The sequence below is a fragment of the Bacillus sp. FJAT-27245 genome (genome assembly GCF_001273955.1).
Lineage (GTDB): Bacteria > Bacillota > Bacilli > Bacillales > Cytobacillaceae > Bacillus_D.
The window spans coordinates 760532-776104 of the sequence record NZ_LIGI01000001.1; the positions used below are offsets into that span (position 1 = coordinate 760532).

The 15573-nt window shown below is 47.4% G+C and carries 16 protein-coding genes; 14 read left to right on the top strand and 2 right to left on the bottom strand.

From position 1 onward, the window contains the following. Positions 1 to 156: 156 nt before the first annotated feature. The 8 genes from ADU24_RS03685 to ADU24_RS03725 all read left to right on the top strand — a co-directional run bounded on the left by ADU24_RS03685 (position 157) and on the right by ADU24_RS03725 (position 7189). A complete protein-coding gene (locus ADU24_RS03685; protein WP_053365356.1) occupies positions 157 to 2280 on the top strand; it encodes a putative bifunctional diguanylate cyclase/phosphodiesterase in 2124 nt (707 codons plus the stop codon). Positions 2281 to 2609: 329 nt separating this feature from the next. Further along, positions 2610 to 2930 (top strand): hypothetical protein, encoded by a 321-nt coding sequence (locus tag ADU24_RS03695; protein ID WP_053365358.1) that lies wholly within the window; start codon positions 2610 to 2612, stop codon positions 2928 to 2930. 200 nt (positions 2931 to 3130) lie between these two features. Continuing rightward, positions 3131 to 3802 (top strand): hypothetical protein, encoded by a 672-nt coding sequence (locus tag ADU24_RS03700; protein ID WP_053365359.1) that lies wholly within the window; start codon positions 3131 to 3133, stop codon positions 3800 to 3802. A 12-nt stretch (positions 3803 to 3814) separates the two neighbouring features. Then, positions 3815 to 4045: a 4Fe-4S dicluster domain-containing protein gene (locus ADU24_RS03705; RefSeq protein WP_053365360.1), complete on the top strand. Its 231-nt coding sequence runs from the start codon at positions 3815 to 3817 to the stop codon at positions 4043 to 4045. A 72-nt stretch (positions 4046 to 4117) separates the two neighbouring features. Next, a complete protein-coding gene (locus ADU24_RS03710) occupies positions 4118 to 5182 on the top strand; it encodes a 3-methyl-2-oxobutanoate dehydrogenase subunit VorB (RefSeq protein ID WP_053365361.1) in 1065 nt (354 codons plus the stop codon). After that, positions 5179 to 5922 (top strand): thiamine pyrophosphate-dependent enzyme, encoded by a 744-nt coding sequence (locus tag ADU24_RS03715; protein ID WP_231689557.1) that lies wholly within the window; start codon positions 5179 to 5181, stop codon positions 5920 to 5922. Before ADU24_RS03710 ends, ADU24_RS03715 begins: the two co-directional genes overlap by 4 nt. Before the next feature lie 2 nt (positions 5923 to 5924). Next, entirely contained in the window at positions 5925 to 6476 is a 552-nt protein-coding gene (locus ADU24_RS03720) for a 2-oxoacid:acceptor oxidoreductase family protein (RefSeq protein ID WP_053365362.1), read from the top strand. Between the two features lie 371 nt (positions 6477 to 6847). Beyond that, positions 6848 to 7189 (top strand): cupin domain-containing protein, encoded by a 342-nt coding sequence (locus tag ADU24_RS03725; protein WP_053365363.1) that lies wholly within the window; start codon positions 6848 to 6850, stop codon positions 7187 to 7189. A 115-nt stretch (positions 7190 to 7304) separates the two neighbouring features. On the opposite strand, the gene ADU24_RS03730 is transcribed toward ADU24_RS03725, so the two are convergent. Continuing rightward, a complete protein-coding gene (locus tag ADU24_RS03730) occupies positions 7305 to 9485 on the bottom strand; it encodes an MMPL family transporter (RefSeq protein ID WP_053365364.1) in 2181 nt (726 codons plus the stop codon). Between the two features lie 216 nt (positions 9486 to 9701). Here ADU24_RS03730 and ADU24_RS03735 point away from each other — a divergent pair, with 216 nt between their 5' ends. The 4 genes from ADU24_RS03735 (at position 9702) to ADU24_RS03750 (ending at position 12028) form a co-directional block, all read left to right on the top strand. Further along, positions 9702 to 10652, top strand: coding sequence for a sugar-binding transcriptional regulator (locus ADU24_RS03735; protein ID WP_197277467.1), 951 nt, complete (start codon positions 9702 to 9704; stop codon positions 10650 to 10652). An 89-nt stretch (positions 10653 to 10741) separates the two neighbouring features. Continuing rightward, positions 10742 to 11416 (top strand): deoxyribose-phosphate aldolase, encoded by a 675-nt coding sequence (gene deoC, locus ADU24_RS03740; protein WP_053365366.1) that lies wholly within the window; start codon positions 10742 to 10744, stop codon positions 11414 to 11416. A gap of 25 nt (positions 11417 to 11441) precedes the next feature. Continuing rightward, a complete protein-coding gene (locus ADU24_RS03745) occupies positions 11442 to 11612 on the top strand; it encodes a XapX domain-containing protein (RefSeq protein ID WP_053365367.1) in 171 nt (56 codons plus the stop codon). A gap of 20 nt (positions 11613 to 11632) precedes the next feature. After that, positions 11633 to 12028, top strand: a complete 396-nt coding sequence (locus tag ADU24_RS03750) for a cytidine deaminase (protein ID WP_053365368.1) — start codon at positions 11633 to 11635, stop codon at positions 12026 to 12028. A 49-nt stretch (positions 12029 to 12077) separates the two neighbouring features. Here the strand turns inward: ADU24_RS03750 and ADU24_RS03755 are convergent, their stop codons facing one another. Next, a complete protein-coding gene (locus ADU24_RS03755) occupies positions 12078 to 12692 on the bottom strand; it encodes a DNA-3-methyladenine glycosylase (protein ID WP_053365369.1) in 615 nt (204 codons plus the stop codon). A gap of 249 nt (positions 12693 to 12941) precedes the next feature. Between ADU24_RS03755 and ADU24_RS03760 the strand changes: the two genes are divergently transcribed. Continuing rightward, positions 12942 to 14549, top strand: coding sequence for a diguanylate cyclase (locus tag ADU24_RS03760; protein ID WP_053365370.1), 1608 nt, complete (start codon positions 12942 to 12944; stop codon positions 14547 to 14549). Continuing rightward, positions 14539 to 15573: a HEAT repeat domain-containing protein gene (locus ADU24_RS03765; RefSeq protein ID WP_053365371.1), complete on the top strand. Its 1035-nt coding sequence runs from the start codon at positions 14539 to 14541 to the stop codon at positions 15571 to 15573. The genes ADU24_RS03760 and ADU24_RS03765 overlap by 11 nt, the downstream gene beginning before the upstream one ends.

Here is a 15573-nt window from a genome sequence, read left to right on the forward strand (position 1 = left end):
GCGGGCTTTGGCTGCTGCTGCCATTATAAAATATTGGTAAAGGACTTATGTCATTATGCCATTTTTACGGACATGGAAATTCCACTTATTCTAACACTGACAGTTCAATATCTGGGGAAGAAGCATGGGGGAACTTGAACTGGGAAGGGCAGCGGGATGGAGACGATCGAGAAAATCAAAGCGGATTATCTGGCACTACTTAAGCGTGTGGAAGAGTTGGAAGAAAAAGAGCAGGACCTTTCAAAAAAACTCAGGATTAGCGAGTCGATGAAACTGAACGTACTCAATTCTTTGCCAATCAATATTTTTTTGGAGGACAGGGCGGGGAGGACGCTGTTTGCGAACGCTGAGGTTCTGAGAGTACACGGTATGGCACTGGATGATTTGATTGGAAAGACAGTGTATGATTTTTTTCCGAAGCATATTGCCGAAATCAACAGGGCAGATGACCTCGAGGTTTGGCGGCAGCGGAAACTGATCGCCAAGGAAGTTCCTGTCGGCTTCCAGGGTGAGGAAAGGGTCATGTATACCGGGAAAACAATTATCCAGACGGAGAACGAGGATTTCTTGCTTGGATTTGGCCTCGATATAACCGATCGGGTAAATACGGAGCAGAAACTAAGGGAGAGCGAGGAGAAATTCAGGAATGTGGTCGACCAGGCCGCGGACTGTTTTTTTCTTATCGGGCTAGACGGTGGCTTTTTAAATGTGAATTCGGCGGCCATGGAGCTGCTTGCGTATCGAGAGGATCAATTGCTCACCAAGAATGTCAGGCATATTTTCGGGATTCTTCCCGCTAAGATGAGCGAGCTTCAGGAAAMCCCCGAGAAAAACCGTTCCTGCCATTTCGAGGACAGAATGGCTGCCAGTGATGGAACGGAAATTCCCGTCGACATTAATTTCCGCCTCATCCATATCGGAGGGAAGCAAGTATACCTTGCACTTTGCCGGGATATCCGGGACAGGAAAAAATCAGAAGAGGCCATCAATCATATGGCCTTCCACGACGCTTTGACAGGCCTTCCAAACAGATGGTACCTCGAGTCATTTTTGAAAGATTATTTCCATGGGGCAACCGATAAAAAGCTTGGGATCCTGCTTTTGGATTTGGATCATTTTAAAGTAATCAATGACAGCATGGGGCACCAGGCGGGGGATAAATTGCTTAAGGAGGTCGCCGCGAGGCTCCGTTCGGTTTGTTCCCAGGGAATTATTGTCGCCCGGTTCGGGGGTGACGAATTTGTCGTGCTCATGCCTGAATTGGAGGAGGATGAAGAAACGGCCGTTGCCAGTGAAAAAATCATCCAAATCATGAAACAGCCCTTCCAAATTAATGGGCGCGGGATTATGATCACGACAAGTATAGGAATCAGCATCAGCCCCAGGCATGGTAATGAAATGAATATGCTGCTTAGGAATGCGGATTTGGCGATGTACAAATCGAAAGAAAATGGCCGAAATGGGTATCGCCTTTTTGATCCGACAATGGATACGCGGGCCATGGAAAGGATGGAAACGGAAATAAAGCTCCGCCAAGCATTGGAAACGAAAAGCTTCATCCTGCATTACCAGCCAAAGCTGAATTTGAAATCAAATGATGTGTATGGCTTTGAAGCGCTCGTACGGTGGAACTGGGGAGGAAATATCCTCTATCCCGGCGAGTTCATCGATGTCGCGGAAGAAACAGGGCTTATCGTTCCGATTGGGGAATGGGTGCTCCGGGAAGCGTGCATGCAGTGCAAAAAGTGGCATAACCTTGGTTATGACCATCTTTCAATCAGCGTAAATTTGTCTCCGTTACAGTTCCGGCGGCAAAACCTCGAAAAGCTTATTGGGGGAATTCTCGAGGAAACCGGCCTGCCACCTTGCGCGCTGGAGCTGGAGCTTACCGAAGGAATTGTTATGCATGATCCTGAACGGGCGGCCGAAGTATTGTGCAATTTGAAATCGCTAGGGGTTACGATCGCGATTGATGATTTCGGGACAGGATTTTCCTCGTTAAGCTATTTGAAGCATTTTCCGATTGATGTATTAAAAATAGACCGCTCTTTCATTATGAATCTTGAACGGGATACTACCGACGCATCAATCGCATCCGCGATTATCAATCTAGCCCATAGCCTAAGGCTTAAGGTAGTTGCGGAAGGGGTGGAAACTGCCGAGCAGCTCGGCTTTCTTGAGGGCAGCACCTGCAACTATACACAAGGTTATTTTATAAGCAGGCCATTGGAGGCGGATAGGGCATTTTCCTTTTTGAAAAACTCCCAATTGCTTGTTTGATTGATAAAAATAGATCCGTGTTTTCTTTAACTATTCAGGGTGGTTTTCCGTATTGTGAACAATCGTTTTCAAAAAAAACAGTTTAAACCATCGTGCTGGTTTGTTATCTGTTTTGTGGGTGAAGGCTCAAAATCAATTCAAGGAATTATTTTTCAACAAAAACGAAAAATAGTGAAAGTGAATGGGAGAGGAAGCCACTCGTTAATTTCTGCAAAACTGACAGAATTTCGCCACAAACATATGAAGATTATTCGAATTTCCTTTTCGAAGGAAAACAACACGGTGGAGTTCTTTTATAATGGACTTATACAAAAGCGGAGGTGCGGAAAATGAATATTACCACAATTATTGAACTCGAAAACACGGAAGTTGAGAATAGGGCTGGCGGCAAGCTTGTCTTCGCGGAGGAGCGGATCAATGAAAATATCGTTGAAACGTGTGTGGATTGCTTCCAGGAAAATGGAACAAATGAGAAGATTGATACGGATGACGCTATGCAGCGGGTATTCGACCGACTCAAGGAAGAAGGAATCATTCCTGAGGAAGTCGAAGAATTTTCATATGAAATGCCTTCCTGCGGCCAATTGAGGAAAAAGTCAGAGACGGCTCCTGAAATCCCGCAAAAAGTCATCCTTTCCTTCATGAGCTAAAAGAATATGTGCAAATTAAAAGCGGTCTTTTTTATGAAAAAGGGCCGCTTTATCTATTAGAAGGATAATATGAATCCTGCTCCTTCCAAGGTGTGACAAAGGTCAAAGCCAAACTGCAAAAATGTGATTTATAATGGCAGTGGCAGGATAATCGAAAAATCCTATGTAAGCGTTTACAAGTTAGGGGAGTGGGGCTAGAGATGAGGATGGATGCCAGGATCACCATTTTGGCAGGGCATTTTGGGAGTGGGAAGACAGAGCTTGCCCTTAATTTGGCGCTCCGTGAACGGAAGGTGCATCAGAAGGTTGCGATTGCCGATTTGGATGTGATTAATCCGTATTTCAGGTCAAGGGATGCGGTTTCGGTTTTAAAAGAGAACGGCATCGAACTTATCGGTCCGTCCGCAAGGCTTGCATCTTCGGATTTGCCGGTTGTATCAGGGGAAATCTACCGCGTTATCCATGACCCTTCTTACCGTGTCATCATTGATGCTGGTGGGGAAAAGGACGGTGCGACTGTGCTAGGCCAATATTTTCACGAGTGGAAGGATATGGGAGCAAAGCTTATATTTGTCCTTAATGCGAACCGGCCATATGTCAGCACGGTCGATGGGATTATTGAGACGATAAAAGGGATTGAGAAAGCGGCGAGGCTCCCGGTAGCCGGGATTATAAACAACACGAATCTCGGCGGGGAAACCGTGCCTGAAGATATTTTAAAAGGGGAATGCCTTGCAAACGCGGCCGCTGAACGGCTAGCCATTCCGGTTTTGGCGACCGCTGTTTCGAGAGGCATGGAGGGAATCGGAGTTTTTGCCAATAGGGAAGATTGCTTATTCATCGACCGATTTATGAAATTGCCATGGGAATAAGGGGGAAACAAGATGGAGGAAAGAGTTGTATTTAACGAAGCGTATTGCAAATCCTGCGGCCTTTGTGTAAACGTTTGTCCGGAAACGATTATCTTCCTGGCAGATTATCTGAATGGAAAAGGCTATCGACCCGCAACAGTCACGGATCAGGAAAAGTGCATAAGTTGTGCGAAATGCGGCCAGATATGCCCGGATGGGGTCATAACCGTCTACCGCCCTGAGAAAAAGAGGCAAACCATATAGGGCACGCGCCGGAAAAAGTTAATAAAATTGAAGAACGAACATTTCCTATCTGTCAGAAAAGGGGAAAAAATTATGGCAAAAGTACTGATGAAAGGCAATGAAGTTATTGCGGAAGCGGCGGTCCATGCCGGGTGCAAGTATTTCTTCGGCTATCCGATAACACCCCAAAGCGAGCTTGTTGCCTATATGGCAAGGCGATTGCCCGAAGTAGGCGGCCTGTTTCTCCAGGCCGAAAGCGAGGTGGCGGCAATCAATATGGTCTATGGTGCCGCATGTACCGGAGTCAGGGTGATGACCTCGTCGTCAAGCCCGGGATTCAGCCTTAAGCAGGAGGGAATCTCTTATCTTGTTGGGGCGGAGCTTCCAGCGGTTGTCGTGAACGTTGTACGGGGAGGCCCGGGATTAGGGAATATCCAGCCGGCCCAATCCGACTATTTTCAGGTAACGAAGGGAGGCGGGCATGGGGATTATTATACACCGGTCCTTGCACCTTCAAGCCTCCAGGAAATTGTTGATTTGACTCAGGATGCCTTCGATATGGCAGAACGGTACCGGACCCCGGTAATTTTATTGGGGGATGGAATGCTCGGGCAGATGATGGAGCCGGTGGAATTTGGCGATTTAGCAGAACGGGCGCAAGTTCCCAAGAAATGGGCGACGACTGGAACTCGCGGTGACGGCGAACGGAGGGTCATCTCTTCGCTTGACCTCGATGCTGATGCCCTTGAGGCACGCAATATCAAGCTCCAGAAAAAGTTTGCCGAAATCAAGGAGAATGAAGTCCGATACGAGACATATTTAATAGAGGACGCCGAATTTATCGTGGCTGCCTTTGGTACGGTCGCCCGGATTGCAATGAATGCGATTAACAGGGCGCGCCAGCAAGGAATCAAAGTGGGCATGATTCGCCCAATTTCGTTATGGCCATTCCCGGAACAGCCATTTCATGAAACAAGGGACCGTGTAAAAGCGTATCTATCTGTCGAAATGAGCGCTGGACAAATGGTGGAGGACGTCCGCCTCTCGGTGGAAGGGCGCGCGTCTGTGGAGTTTTACGGAAGGAATGGCGGGGTTGTGCCGACCCAGGAAGAGATTTTTGCGAAAATTGCCGAGCTAGCGGGGAGGGTTGCCGTATGAGCATGAAAACTGTTTTTGAAAAAACAACTGGGCTGACTGAAAACCCGACCCATTATTGCCCGGGCTGCACCCACGGAATCATCCACAGGCTTGTCGGTGAAGTGCTTGAGGAAATGGGGATTCTTGAAGATACGGTGGGGGTTGCGTCCGTCGGCTGTTCCGTCCTATCCTATGAATATTTTAATTGTGACATGACCCAGGCGGCGCACGGCCGGGCACCCGCAGTCGCTACCGGAATCAAGAGAGTCCTGCCCGACCGGTTTGTATTTACGTACCAAGGAGACGGCGACCTTGCATCAATTGGAATCAGCGAAGTCATTCACGCAGCCGCACGCGGGGAGAACATTACAGTTATTTTTGTGAACAATGCGATTTACGGAATGACCGGTGGCCAAATGGCGCCCACAACGCTCATTGGCCAGAAAACAGCTACGAGCCCATTTGGACGTGATCAGCGTCTTCAGGGGTCGCCAATTCGGGTGAGTGAACTGATTGCAACTTTGGACGGCGCGGCATATATCGAACGCGTTTCCTCCCATGATGTCCCGAATATTATAAAAGCCAAAAAGGCAATCAGGCGCGCTTTTGAAACACAGAAAAAAGGACTCGGGTTTTCGATGGTGGAAGTTCTGTCGACGTGCCCGACCAACTGGGGCCTTGACCCACATGAATCGCTCGATTGGGTGAAGGATAGCATGGTCCCTGTTTATCCTCTAGGTATTTATAAAGGAGGGAATTAGGGATGCTTGAAGAAATCATCATTGCGGGCTTTGGCGGCCAGGGCATCATGTCGATGGGCCAATTGCTTGCCTATGCCGGCCTGCATGAAGGGAAAAATGTATCCTGGCTTCCATCCTATGGACCCGAACAGCGGGGAGGGACTGCGAATTGCGCAATCGTCATCAGTGACGAACCGGTTGGCTCCCCTTTAGTCAGTTCACCGTCCGCGGCAATTGTCCTGAACATTCCCTCGTTCGAAAAATTCGAGCCAAAGGTAAGGGCGGGCGGGGTGCTAATAACGAATCGCTCGCTTGTCCCAGCCAAGTCGGCCCGCAGCGACATTCGGTCAATTGAAATAGATGCGACCGGCATTGCAAATGGGCTCGGGAATGGCAGGGTAGCCAATATGGTACTGCTAGGGGCGTTTATCGAAGCGACCGGAATCCTTTCGTATAACTCACTCATTGAATCTTTGAAAAAAGTTCTATCCGCCGACAAACACCACTTGATCGACCTTAACAGGCAGGCGTTGGCCAAGGGGGCAGCCATTGTCCAGGAAGCCGCCATGAAGTAATCAGAATAGCCGGAGCCGGCATACAGGCTCCGGCTTTTTAAATGGAACGTGTGGCATCTTTGGACACGCATCCTGTGGAAATTCACATTGCTGTCCAAACATCGGTCATCTTTGGACACACAGCCCCCGGAAATTCACATTGCTGTCCAAACATCAGTCATCTTTGGACACGCACCACCCAGAAAATTCACTTTTCCATCCAAACGAAACGTCATGTATAGCAGTTTCTGTGTCCAATATAAAGCCTGGTTCCGTTGAAAAAAAGCATTTACGGAAAGTTTTCCATCAAGCGTGATTCACCTCACTTAATTGAAAATCATTTTCAACTATACTAAAAATAGAACGACAAAACTCTCAGGAGGCGTATTAAAATGGAAAAGCATTCACTGGTAGAATACATGGAATATAGCGATGATAAATTAACGAAACGGGTCATTTTTAAAAAAGGTGATAGCACCGCGTTTGTCTTGAACTTTGCCCCGGGGCAGCAGCTTCCGCCTCATAGGCATCCGGGAACAGAAGTGTTCCTGCTCGTAGTGTGCGGTTCGGGGGCATTCATGATCGATGGAAGGGAACTTCAGGTTGCCGCAAACGATGCGGTCCATTGCAGCGGAGAAGAAATGCTTGCCTTTAGCAACAGTGGAAGCGAACCTGCCAGCCTGTATGTTGTTTTAACCAAAGTTCCGTCACCTGAGTATGCGAAAGATTTTTGATGCGTCAAAGTGCCTTGCCCTTGTTACGGTGCCAGGCACCCAAACAAGGCACCCAAAGATGATAAACGACAAAGGCGGCCCGGAGAGCGGACCGCCATTTTTTATCGTATGTTCATTACGCCTTTCCACCACTCGGCGCCTTCTTTCCTTTTCCAAAGAACCACCAATTCCAATCGCCTAGAAGTTTCATCAGGGAAGGGACCAATACCATTCGGATGAGGGTGGCGTCGATAAAGATGGCAATCGCAATCCCGACGCCAAGCTGTTTCACAGGCATGACGCCGGTAAAAGCAAAAGCGCCGGTTACGACAATCATGATTGCCGCGGCGGACGTGATAATTTTGCTAGTTGTTGTAAGGCCGAGGATTGTCGCCTTACTGTTGTCGCCTGTTTCCAAATAGTATTCCTGGATACGGGAAATAAGGAAAACCTCATAGTCCATCGACAGGCCAAAGACGAGTGAGAAAACAAACACTGGCAAAATCAAGGCAATATCGGCCGGATCTGCCCCCAAATGGCCCTCCTGGAAAATATATACGACAATCCCGAAGGTTGCCCCCAAGCTCAGCATATTCATAAGAATTGCTTTTATCGGAATGAGCACCGAACGGAATGCCGCCATCAGGATAATGAAAGTAGAAACAATGATGAGGACCAGACCGTACGGCGCTTTCTCGTAAATTTCATCAAAGTTTTCCTGCTCGAACTTGATGCTACCGCCAAAATAGGTTTTCAATCCATAGTCCTTTTTGGCCCAATCCCGGACCCATTCCCGGGCCTTATCCGAATGCTCGCCGGTTTTTAAATACACTTTTACGAGCATCCTGCCGCCTTTAATAAAGTGGCCTTCTAGCTGCTGGAGCTGGGCAAGCCGGCCTGGGTCGGCCTGCAAAAGCATTTTCGTACCGGCATACTCCTTGCCGGTGGCTACCCCCGCAGCGGAAAAGAGCGATTCCACTGAATTGACAAGCTTGCTTTCCGCTAACTTTGCAATGGCATTGCTTGCCGCATCAAGATTAGATTCCTCCGCCATGCTCCCATCCGATTCAAGGATGACTGTGACTGTTTGATAGTCCCGCTTTCCTTCGGGCTGGAACTCTTTTCGGAACGTCTCGTAAGCTGCGCGTGATTCGTAGTTTTTCGGAAGCGAATTCGTTCCCGGGATCGTCAAATGCATATCCTTAACGGGAATAAGCCCCGCAAGCAAGATCACTAGGGCGGCAAGCATCATTAGGACAGGATGCTTCATAACCGTACTCGCAAACTTATGCCAGCCGCTCTTCCGGTTGCCCTGCGGCTTTAAAACGGTAAACTTGTTGATCCTTGGGCCAAGAATGGAAAGGAAGGCTGGCAGGAAGGTGATGGCGCATAGTGCCGAAACAAAGACAACAATCATTCCGCCGAGGGCAACGTTTTGGAAAATATCAATCTGGATGAAAAGCAATGCTGAAAGGCCGATAAACACGCACAGCGCTGAAAATACAATCGACCTGCCTGCGGTTGCGACAGTCACCTCAATGCTTTCCGAAACCGATTTGGTCTGCAGCTCCTCCTTGTACCGGTTAATGATCAAAAGGGCGAAGTCGATGCTCAGTGCAAGCCCAATCATTGGAACAATATTTAATATGAAAATGGACAGATTCGTTGTATGGCTGAAGAAATAGACGATTCCCATCGTCATCAGAATGGAAACAATCCCGATTATCAATGGGACCGATGCGGCGACCAGGCCGCCAAAAGCAAGGACGAGGACAACGAGGGCGATAGGCAGGCCAATCATTTCGGCACGGGCCAAGTCCTTTTGGCTCGCCTCATTTAGATCCCTTACGATAACCGGTTCGCCGGTCATTTTTACACTTAAACCTTTTTTATCTTTTAGAAATGGCTCAAGCTCACCGATTTCATCCGCCAGGCTGCCGGCATCCCTATTGAATGTGATAACCCCATAAGCATAATTTCCTTTCATCATGCCGTCCGTTTCAAAAGGGGATATGAGTCCTGAAGCCGGTTTATACTTTTCAAGGCTTGTAAACGTATCATTAATAAAGGCATGCCACTTTTCAGTTGAAACTCGATGCTTTTTTTCAAAGAGGAGGATGATGGTCGATTTGGGCTGGCCAAAATCCTTCTCAAGAATGTGTCTTGTCTGTTTGTATTCCCCATCGTATTCAAAGCCGTTGCCGCTTAAAACGGATGGGAGCTTGAACGCGAAAATGGCGAAAAACACAATTGCCGCCACCCAGATCGCCAGCACCACATACTTATATTTGTCCGCAAATCTTCCTAGCCGTCCCACTGGCTTACCTCCTGTTCTTCCTCCGATTACTTGCATTGTGCCACAAATTTACAATGAAGTTTGATATGTATGGCTATTTTTCATAAAATCGTATAGATTTTTACAAAGACCTATATCCTTCGCGGGGACATGCAAAACCATCGGATGGCACACCCTCTGTTAATTGACTGTTTTTTTGGTAAAATTAAACCATGATACAGGATGTAGGTGATGTGTGTGGATAAAGACAAATTGTATAAAATAATAGAAGCGGCCAAGCTTTATTATCTTCTTGACTACAATCAACATGATATCGCAAAAGTGCTTGGTGTTTCCAGGCCGACTGTCTCAAGGCTTCTGCAGGCTGCAAAGTCCGAAGGCATTGTCCAGATAACGATTAAAGATCCGATGGAAAATGTAGAGAGCCTGGCTGAGGAGCTGGAAAGGAAGTTCGGCCTGAAAAAGGCAATCGTTGTCTCCATTCCACAATATGAAGAGACAATCATCAAAACATTTCTTGGCGAAGCGGCGGCGGCCTATCTCGATGAAATCGTTAAAGATGGCGATATTATCGGGGTGACCTGGGGGACGACTGTTTACCATGCTGCGGTAGAATTAAAGCAAAAAGCAGTGAACAATGTGAAAGTTGTGCAACTGAAGGGAGGAGTCAGCCATTCGGAAACGAACACATACGCGTCCGAAATTCTCTATCTGTTTGGCAAAGCATTCAATACAGCACCGCACAATTTACCGCTACCGGCAATTGTCGACCATCCTGTTGTGAAGCAGGCAATGGAGGCTGACAGGCATATTAAAAGGATTCTTGAACTTGGCAAGCAGGCAAACATCGCGATGTTTGCAGTTGGCACGGTAAAAGAGGAATCGCTCCTCTTCCAGTTGGGCTATTTTTCGCAAAGTGATTTGGATTCCCTGTATGGGAAGGCTGTTGGGGATATATGCTCCAGATTTTTTGACAGGGACGGGAAGATCTGCAATGAAAGCCTGAATGATCGGACGCTTGGCATCGATCTTGAGGAGTTGAAGAGGAAGGAGCACTCCATCCTGGTGGCTGGCGGGCAGAACAGAATAGAAGGAATTTACGGGGCGCTAAAAGGGCGCTACGCAAATATCCTGGTGACCGATCACTTTACCGCGCAATTCCTCCTTGAAAAAGTCGAACACGAATGACGAAAAATCTTTTACATTTGTTCATAATTGTTTTTACAAATGTTCCTTGAATTTGGTATAGTTAAAGTGTAAAAAAAGGAGGAATTGCTATGTCTCAAAATATTGCAGGCATGATTGACCATACATTATTGAAAGCAAATGCAACGAAAGCGGAAATTACAAAGCTGGCCGAGGAAGCAAGGGAATATAAATTCGCTTCAGTTTGCGTAAACCCGACATGGGTAAAAACGGCCGCTGAGCTGCTCGCGGAGACGCCCGAGGTGAAAGTTTGCACGGTCATCGGCTTCCCGCTTGGGGCAAATACCCCTGAAACTAAGGCATTCGAAACGAAGAATGCGATTGAAAATGGCGCTACTGAAGTTGATATGGTTATTAACATCGGTGCCCTGAAAGATGGGGACCATGAATTGGTCGAGCGTGACATCCGGGCTGTCGTCGAGGCGGCAAAAGGAAAGGCGCTCACAAAGGTTATCATTGAGACAGCGCTTTTGACTGACGAAGAAAAAGAAAGAGCTTGCGAGCTTGCAGTAAAAGCGGGTGCGGATTTCGTTAAAACATCCACTGGTTTTTCAACAGGGGGCGCAACTGAAGCGGATATCCGGCTAATGCGCGCCGCTGTTGGACCTGAACTCGGCGTCAAGGCCTCCGGAGGTGTCCGGAGCAGGGAAGACGCCCTTAAGCTCATTGATGCTGGAGCCACGAGAATTGGCGCAAGCTCAGGCGTTGCGATTGTAAAAGGTGAAACTTCCAATAGCGCCTATTAAAATTGAATGAATACGAGGGAATGCGATGAAAGAAATCCTAATGGCATTGGCAGGGGGCATACTGGTTGGGCTTCTCTTTAAATTCATCAAGCTGCCTTTGCCCGCTCCGCCAGTGTTCTCAGCTGTAGTAGGAGTGTTTGGTGTTTATTTTGGCGGAGTCGTTTATGAATGGTTAATAAGGTTTTTCCAAAGCTAAGCTCAAGGGGAGTGGACAGGATGAATGAAAAGGAGTTAATCCAGGAAGCGATTAAGGCGAGGGAGCTTGCGTATGTCCCTTATTCCAAATTCTCGGTTGGCGCCGCGCTGCTGTCAAAGGACGGCCAAGTATTCCGCGGCTGCAATATTGAAAATGCGGCCTACCCGATGACGAACTGCGCTGAGCGGACAGCGATATTCAAGGCGGTGTCCGAAGGGGTTACGGAGTTTTCGGCAATTGCCGTTGTCGCCGATACAGACAGGCCTTGTTCGCCATGCGGTGCCTGCCGCCAGGTAATTGCGGAGCTGTGCGGGCCGGAAGTCGATATTATCCTTACGAATTTGAAGGGAGAAGTATTGCGTGTCCGTTCGGAGGATATTTTGCCAGGGGCATTCCTTCCAAAAGACCTCGAATAATAGTAATCCAAAAAGCCGGCTGCCTGCCGGCTTTTTGACATTTAATCGATTATTTTGAAACAAACGGGTTCCCGGTTATCCAGAACCGCCATGGATAGTCCTTTGCTTCCCCGGAATTGCCGATTCCAATCCTCGTCCCTGTTGAAATGGAGTCGGGGACTATTCCCCTGGCAATGAAAAGTGGTGGTTCCGTCACCTTTCGCCCATAATCCTCCATAGTAATACCAAGTGCTTTCGTCAGTTTGCCTGGACCACTTGTCAGTTTAATGGTCTGGTCCACACCCCTCCGTTCATACATGAGCGCCTCCCCGCAAACAGGCTCCACTGCCCTGATTAGCACCGCCTCCGGATTGCCCTCACCCCCGCTAACAACATTGAAAAGGCAATGGGTATGCATGACATACGTATAGGCCCTTCCGGATTCCCCGAACATCACCTCTGTCCGCTTAGTCCGCCTGTTCCTATAGCTATGCGCCGCCCGGTCGCCAGGGCCGATATAGGCTTCAGTTTCAACTATATATCCGGCGGCCAGCCCCTCCGCCGTTTCCTTTGCCAGAATGCATCCGAGCAGGGAACGGGCGAGGTCGAGTGTCGGTTGGTCGTAAAATTCCCGCTCAAGCGGAACCAGATACGGCCCTTCTTTTCCATTGTCAATAATCTCCATGAAAACCTCCAACTTAGGCCTTTTTTAAAACGCTTCCCCTCTCTTGCATGTTTTAACCCGGAAAAAAAGGAAATTAGGACAAAAGTACAAATAAACTTCAAATTAGTGGAATTCACTTCTGGGAATCACCGGCTTTATGCCGTTGTTTCCAATCTGTACAACTACTAAACTAGGATATGAATGTTCAGCGGTAATTACCGGCCTATTTTGGTTAAATTACCCATATTGGCTTTTGTTGGAGTTGATGAAATGGGAATGGAAAAATTCGAAAAAATGCTGCTTGATAAAATAAAAAACCAATTATCGGACTGGTTTGATGTACAAGGAGCTAATATGCCGAGCGACGCCGAACTGTTCCGGTTCCTTCATTCGATTAAAGGGACGGCAGGGTCAGTCGGCTTTATAGCTTTTACGGAATTGGCAGAAAACCTGATGGTGCAATTAGATGAGGATGGTTCAAGGCAATGGAAACAGAACGACCTAAAGAATTTTATGCACGGCCTAATTAGCCTTACATATGAATATGAGAACGATTCCCGCATCAAAAACATTGATGCTAATTTGCCTGTTATTCAAATTATCAGCGAGGATATTTCCGGAATTGTGCTTGTCAAAGACGCCCTCGAGGAAAATGGCTGGATAGTTATGCCTTACACGACTCCCGAGAAAGTGTTCCGAAGCAATTATGATTTCAAGCCGGATCTCATCATCGTGGATAGCAGAAGAACGTTTGGAACAGGCATACTGGAAGACTTTGAAAGGCATTATGGCAATTCCTTTATCCCAGTGCTGGTAATTGGCAATGTGAGCAGCTGGAAGGAAAGGGCGGAAGCCTATAAGCGAGGCGCGGATGATTTTGTTGAAATACCGTTTGAGATGGAAGAACTTATTGCTAGGGCCGGTCGGCTATTAAAGAGGAAAGAACTGTTTAACCAGATTGCCCTTTTGGATGAACTGACCGGTCTTTATAATCGGAGATTTCTGAAAGATATTTTCAAAAGAAATATTGCTTCACTGTCGAGGACGAATAAGGTATTTTGCCTCGCGATACTTGATATCGACCACTTCAAGGAAATTAATGATGAGTTTGGCCATCTGACAGGAGACCGCGTATTATCATTTATCGCTTCCCAAATTAAAGAAAGAACAAGGGGGACGGACAGTTCGTTCCGTTTTGGAGGGGAAGAATTTGCGATTATCCTGCCTGGAACGGGCATTCAGGAAGCGGAGGCCATCCTGAACAGGCTTCTTAATGAAATCAGGAATCATGTATTTTCGGAGAACGGAAAGTCATTCTCAGTCACCTTTTCCGCGGGGATTTATTTAGTCAACAATGACCAGGTAACATTGGAAGACGCAATAGGGGGAGCCGACCGCTGCCTTTATATGGCCAAAGAAAATGGAAGGTCCCAAGTGGCAACAAAATGCGGGGGCGGCGGAGAACCCTTTACGAAGAAGCTCCATGTATCCATAATCGATGACGATGCCATCATCAGGTCAATGCTTTCCAAAATAATTAGGGGGATGGAAGTTCCGGGAGTTCACATCCACGTTGAAGCCTTTGAAAATGGCCGATTATTTTTTGATTCAAATCAGCTGACACTCGAGGGAGAGCATTTCCTGATTCTAGATGGGGTCATGCCGGTAATGGATGGGCTTGAAGTACTCCAGAAGGTTAGGAAAGAATCGGAAGGCACATCAGTAAAAATCCTCATGCTGACTGCACGGAAGAACGAGTACGATATAGCCAGGGCACTTAAGCTTGGTGCAGATGATTATGTCACAAAGCCGTTTAGTTTAACGGAGCTTGAAGCAAGAATTAAAGTTTTGATCCAGAGGCCGAATAATGGAAGCTGAACTGTACGCGCTTTCAATCTTGGCTGCAGTGTTCATAGGCATCCTTTTCCTGCTCTTGCTTTATCTCGCCATCAGGAAGACTGTGGCGAACAAGAAAAGGGCCCAGGTTAATGAATACAAAGAAAAATACAATCCATATCTATTTGAGTATATAACGGAAGGCGCCGTCTCCAGAAAGCTTGTTCCAAGGAGCCGAGTCGAAAAAAAGGCCGTGGAGGAGCTTCTCGCTAAATACGCGGAAATCCTTGAAGAGGGTGAAGAACGGAAGAACCTGACAGATTTGGCTGTCCTGCACCTTACGGATTATTACCGCCACAAATTGAAAAGCCGCAAATGGAGTTCAAGGATGAATGCCCTCTACTCTATCGAAAATTTTAAAATGGGCACCCTCCTGAAAGACTTGTTTACGATGCTTGGGCAAAAACGGACTTCAAGGGATGAACTAATCCATATTTTGCGCATCCTTGCCAATTTCCAGTTTATCAATCTTTATGAATATTTGAACAGGAGATTTTCATTATTATCGGAATTTGAATGCCGCAATATTCTAATCAGGCTTGAGGATGGACATTTTGACCAATTCACAATTGGCTTCCACCAAGCCAGGCTAGAACTGCGGCATGCCGTATTGGACGTGATAGGAGTAAAGAAGGACATCCGCTACTTGCCTTTTCTCGAATCTATTTTCCAAGCGTACAGCGGGGAAACAAGATTGCGGGCACTGAAGGCAATCGCTTCGATCGGCTACGTTAGCAATCTTGGCGATTACCTGCCGCTCACAACATCAGGCAGCTGGGAAGAAAGGATGCTTACCGCAAGAATCATAGGCTCGATGAGGGATGAAAAAGGGATTCCGCGTCTCGTAGAGTTGATCCATGATCCAACGTGGTGGGTCCGTTCCCAAGCAGGGCAAGCGCTTGCCAAATTTCCTGGCGGAAGTGCCATCCTCCAGGAAATAGTTAATACAACGAAGGATGAGTTTGCCAGGGATATGGCCCTAGAGTGGATCAATAAAGGAGTTTAA

Bases quoted from the DNA above. Each gene is read 5' to 3' on its own strand.
- ADU24_RS03695 (WP_053365358.1), top strand. From the start codon at position 2,610: ATGAATATTACCACAATTATTGAACTCGAAAACACGGAAGTTGAGAAT.
- ADU24_RS03700 (WP_053365359.1), top strand. From the start codon at position 3,131: ATGAGGATGGATGCCAGGATCACCATTTTGGCAGGGCATTTTGGGAGT.
- ADU24_RS03705 (WP_053365360.1), top strand. From the start codon at position 3,815: ATGGAGGAAAGAGTTGTATTTAACGAAGCGTATTGCAAATCCTGCGGC.
- ADU24_RS03710 (WP_053365361.1), top strand. From the start codon at position 4,118: ATGGCAAAAGTACTGATGAAAGGCAATGAAGTTATTGCGGAAGCGGCG.
- ADU24_RS03715 (WP_231689557.1), top strand. From the start codon at position 5,179: ATGAGCATGAAAACTGTTTTTGAAAAAACAACTGGGCTGACTGAAAAC.
- ADU24_RS03720 (WP_053365362.1), top strand. From the start codon at position 5,925: ATGCTTGAAGAAATCATCATTGCGGGCTTTGGCGGCCAGGGCATCATG.
- ADU24_RS03725 (WP_053365363.1), top strand. From the start codon at position 6,848: ATGGAAAAGCATTCACTGGTAGAATACATGGAATATAGCGATGATAAA.
- deoC (WP_053365366.1), top strand. From the start codon at position 10,742: ATGTCTCAAAATATTGCAGGCATGATTGACCATACATTATTGAAAGCA.
- ADU24_RS03745 (WP_053365367.1), top strand. From the start codon at position 11,442: ATGAAAGAAATCCTAATGGCATTGGCAGGGGGCATACTGGTTGGGCTT.
- ADU24_RS03750 (WP_053365368.1), top strand. From the start codon at position 11,633: ATGAATGAAAAGGAGTTAATCCAGGAAGCGATTAAGGCGAGGGAGCTT.
- ADU24_RS03755 (WP_053365369.1), bottom strand. From the start codon at position 12,692: ATGGAGATTATTGACAATGGAAAAGAAGGGCCGTATCTGGTTCCGCTT.
- ADU24_RS03760 (WP_053365370.1), top strand. From the start codon at position 12,942: ATGGGAATGGAAAAATTCGAAAAAATGCTGCTTGATAAAATAAAAAAC.
- ADU24_RS03765 (WP_053365371.1), top strand. From the start codon at position 14,539: ATGGAAGCTGAACTGTACGCGCTTTCAATCTTGGCTGCAGTGTTCATA.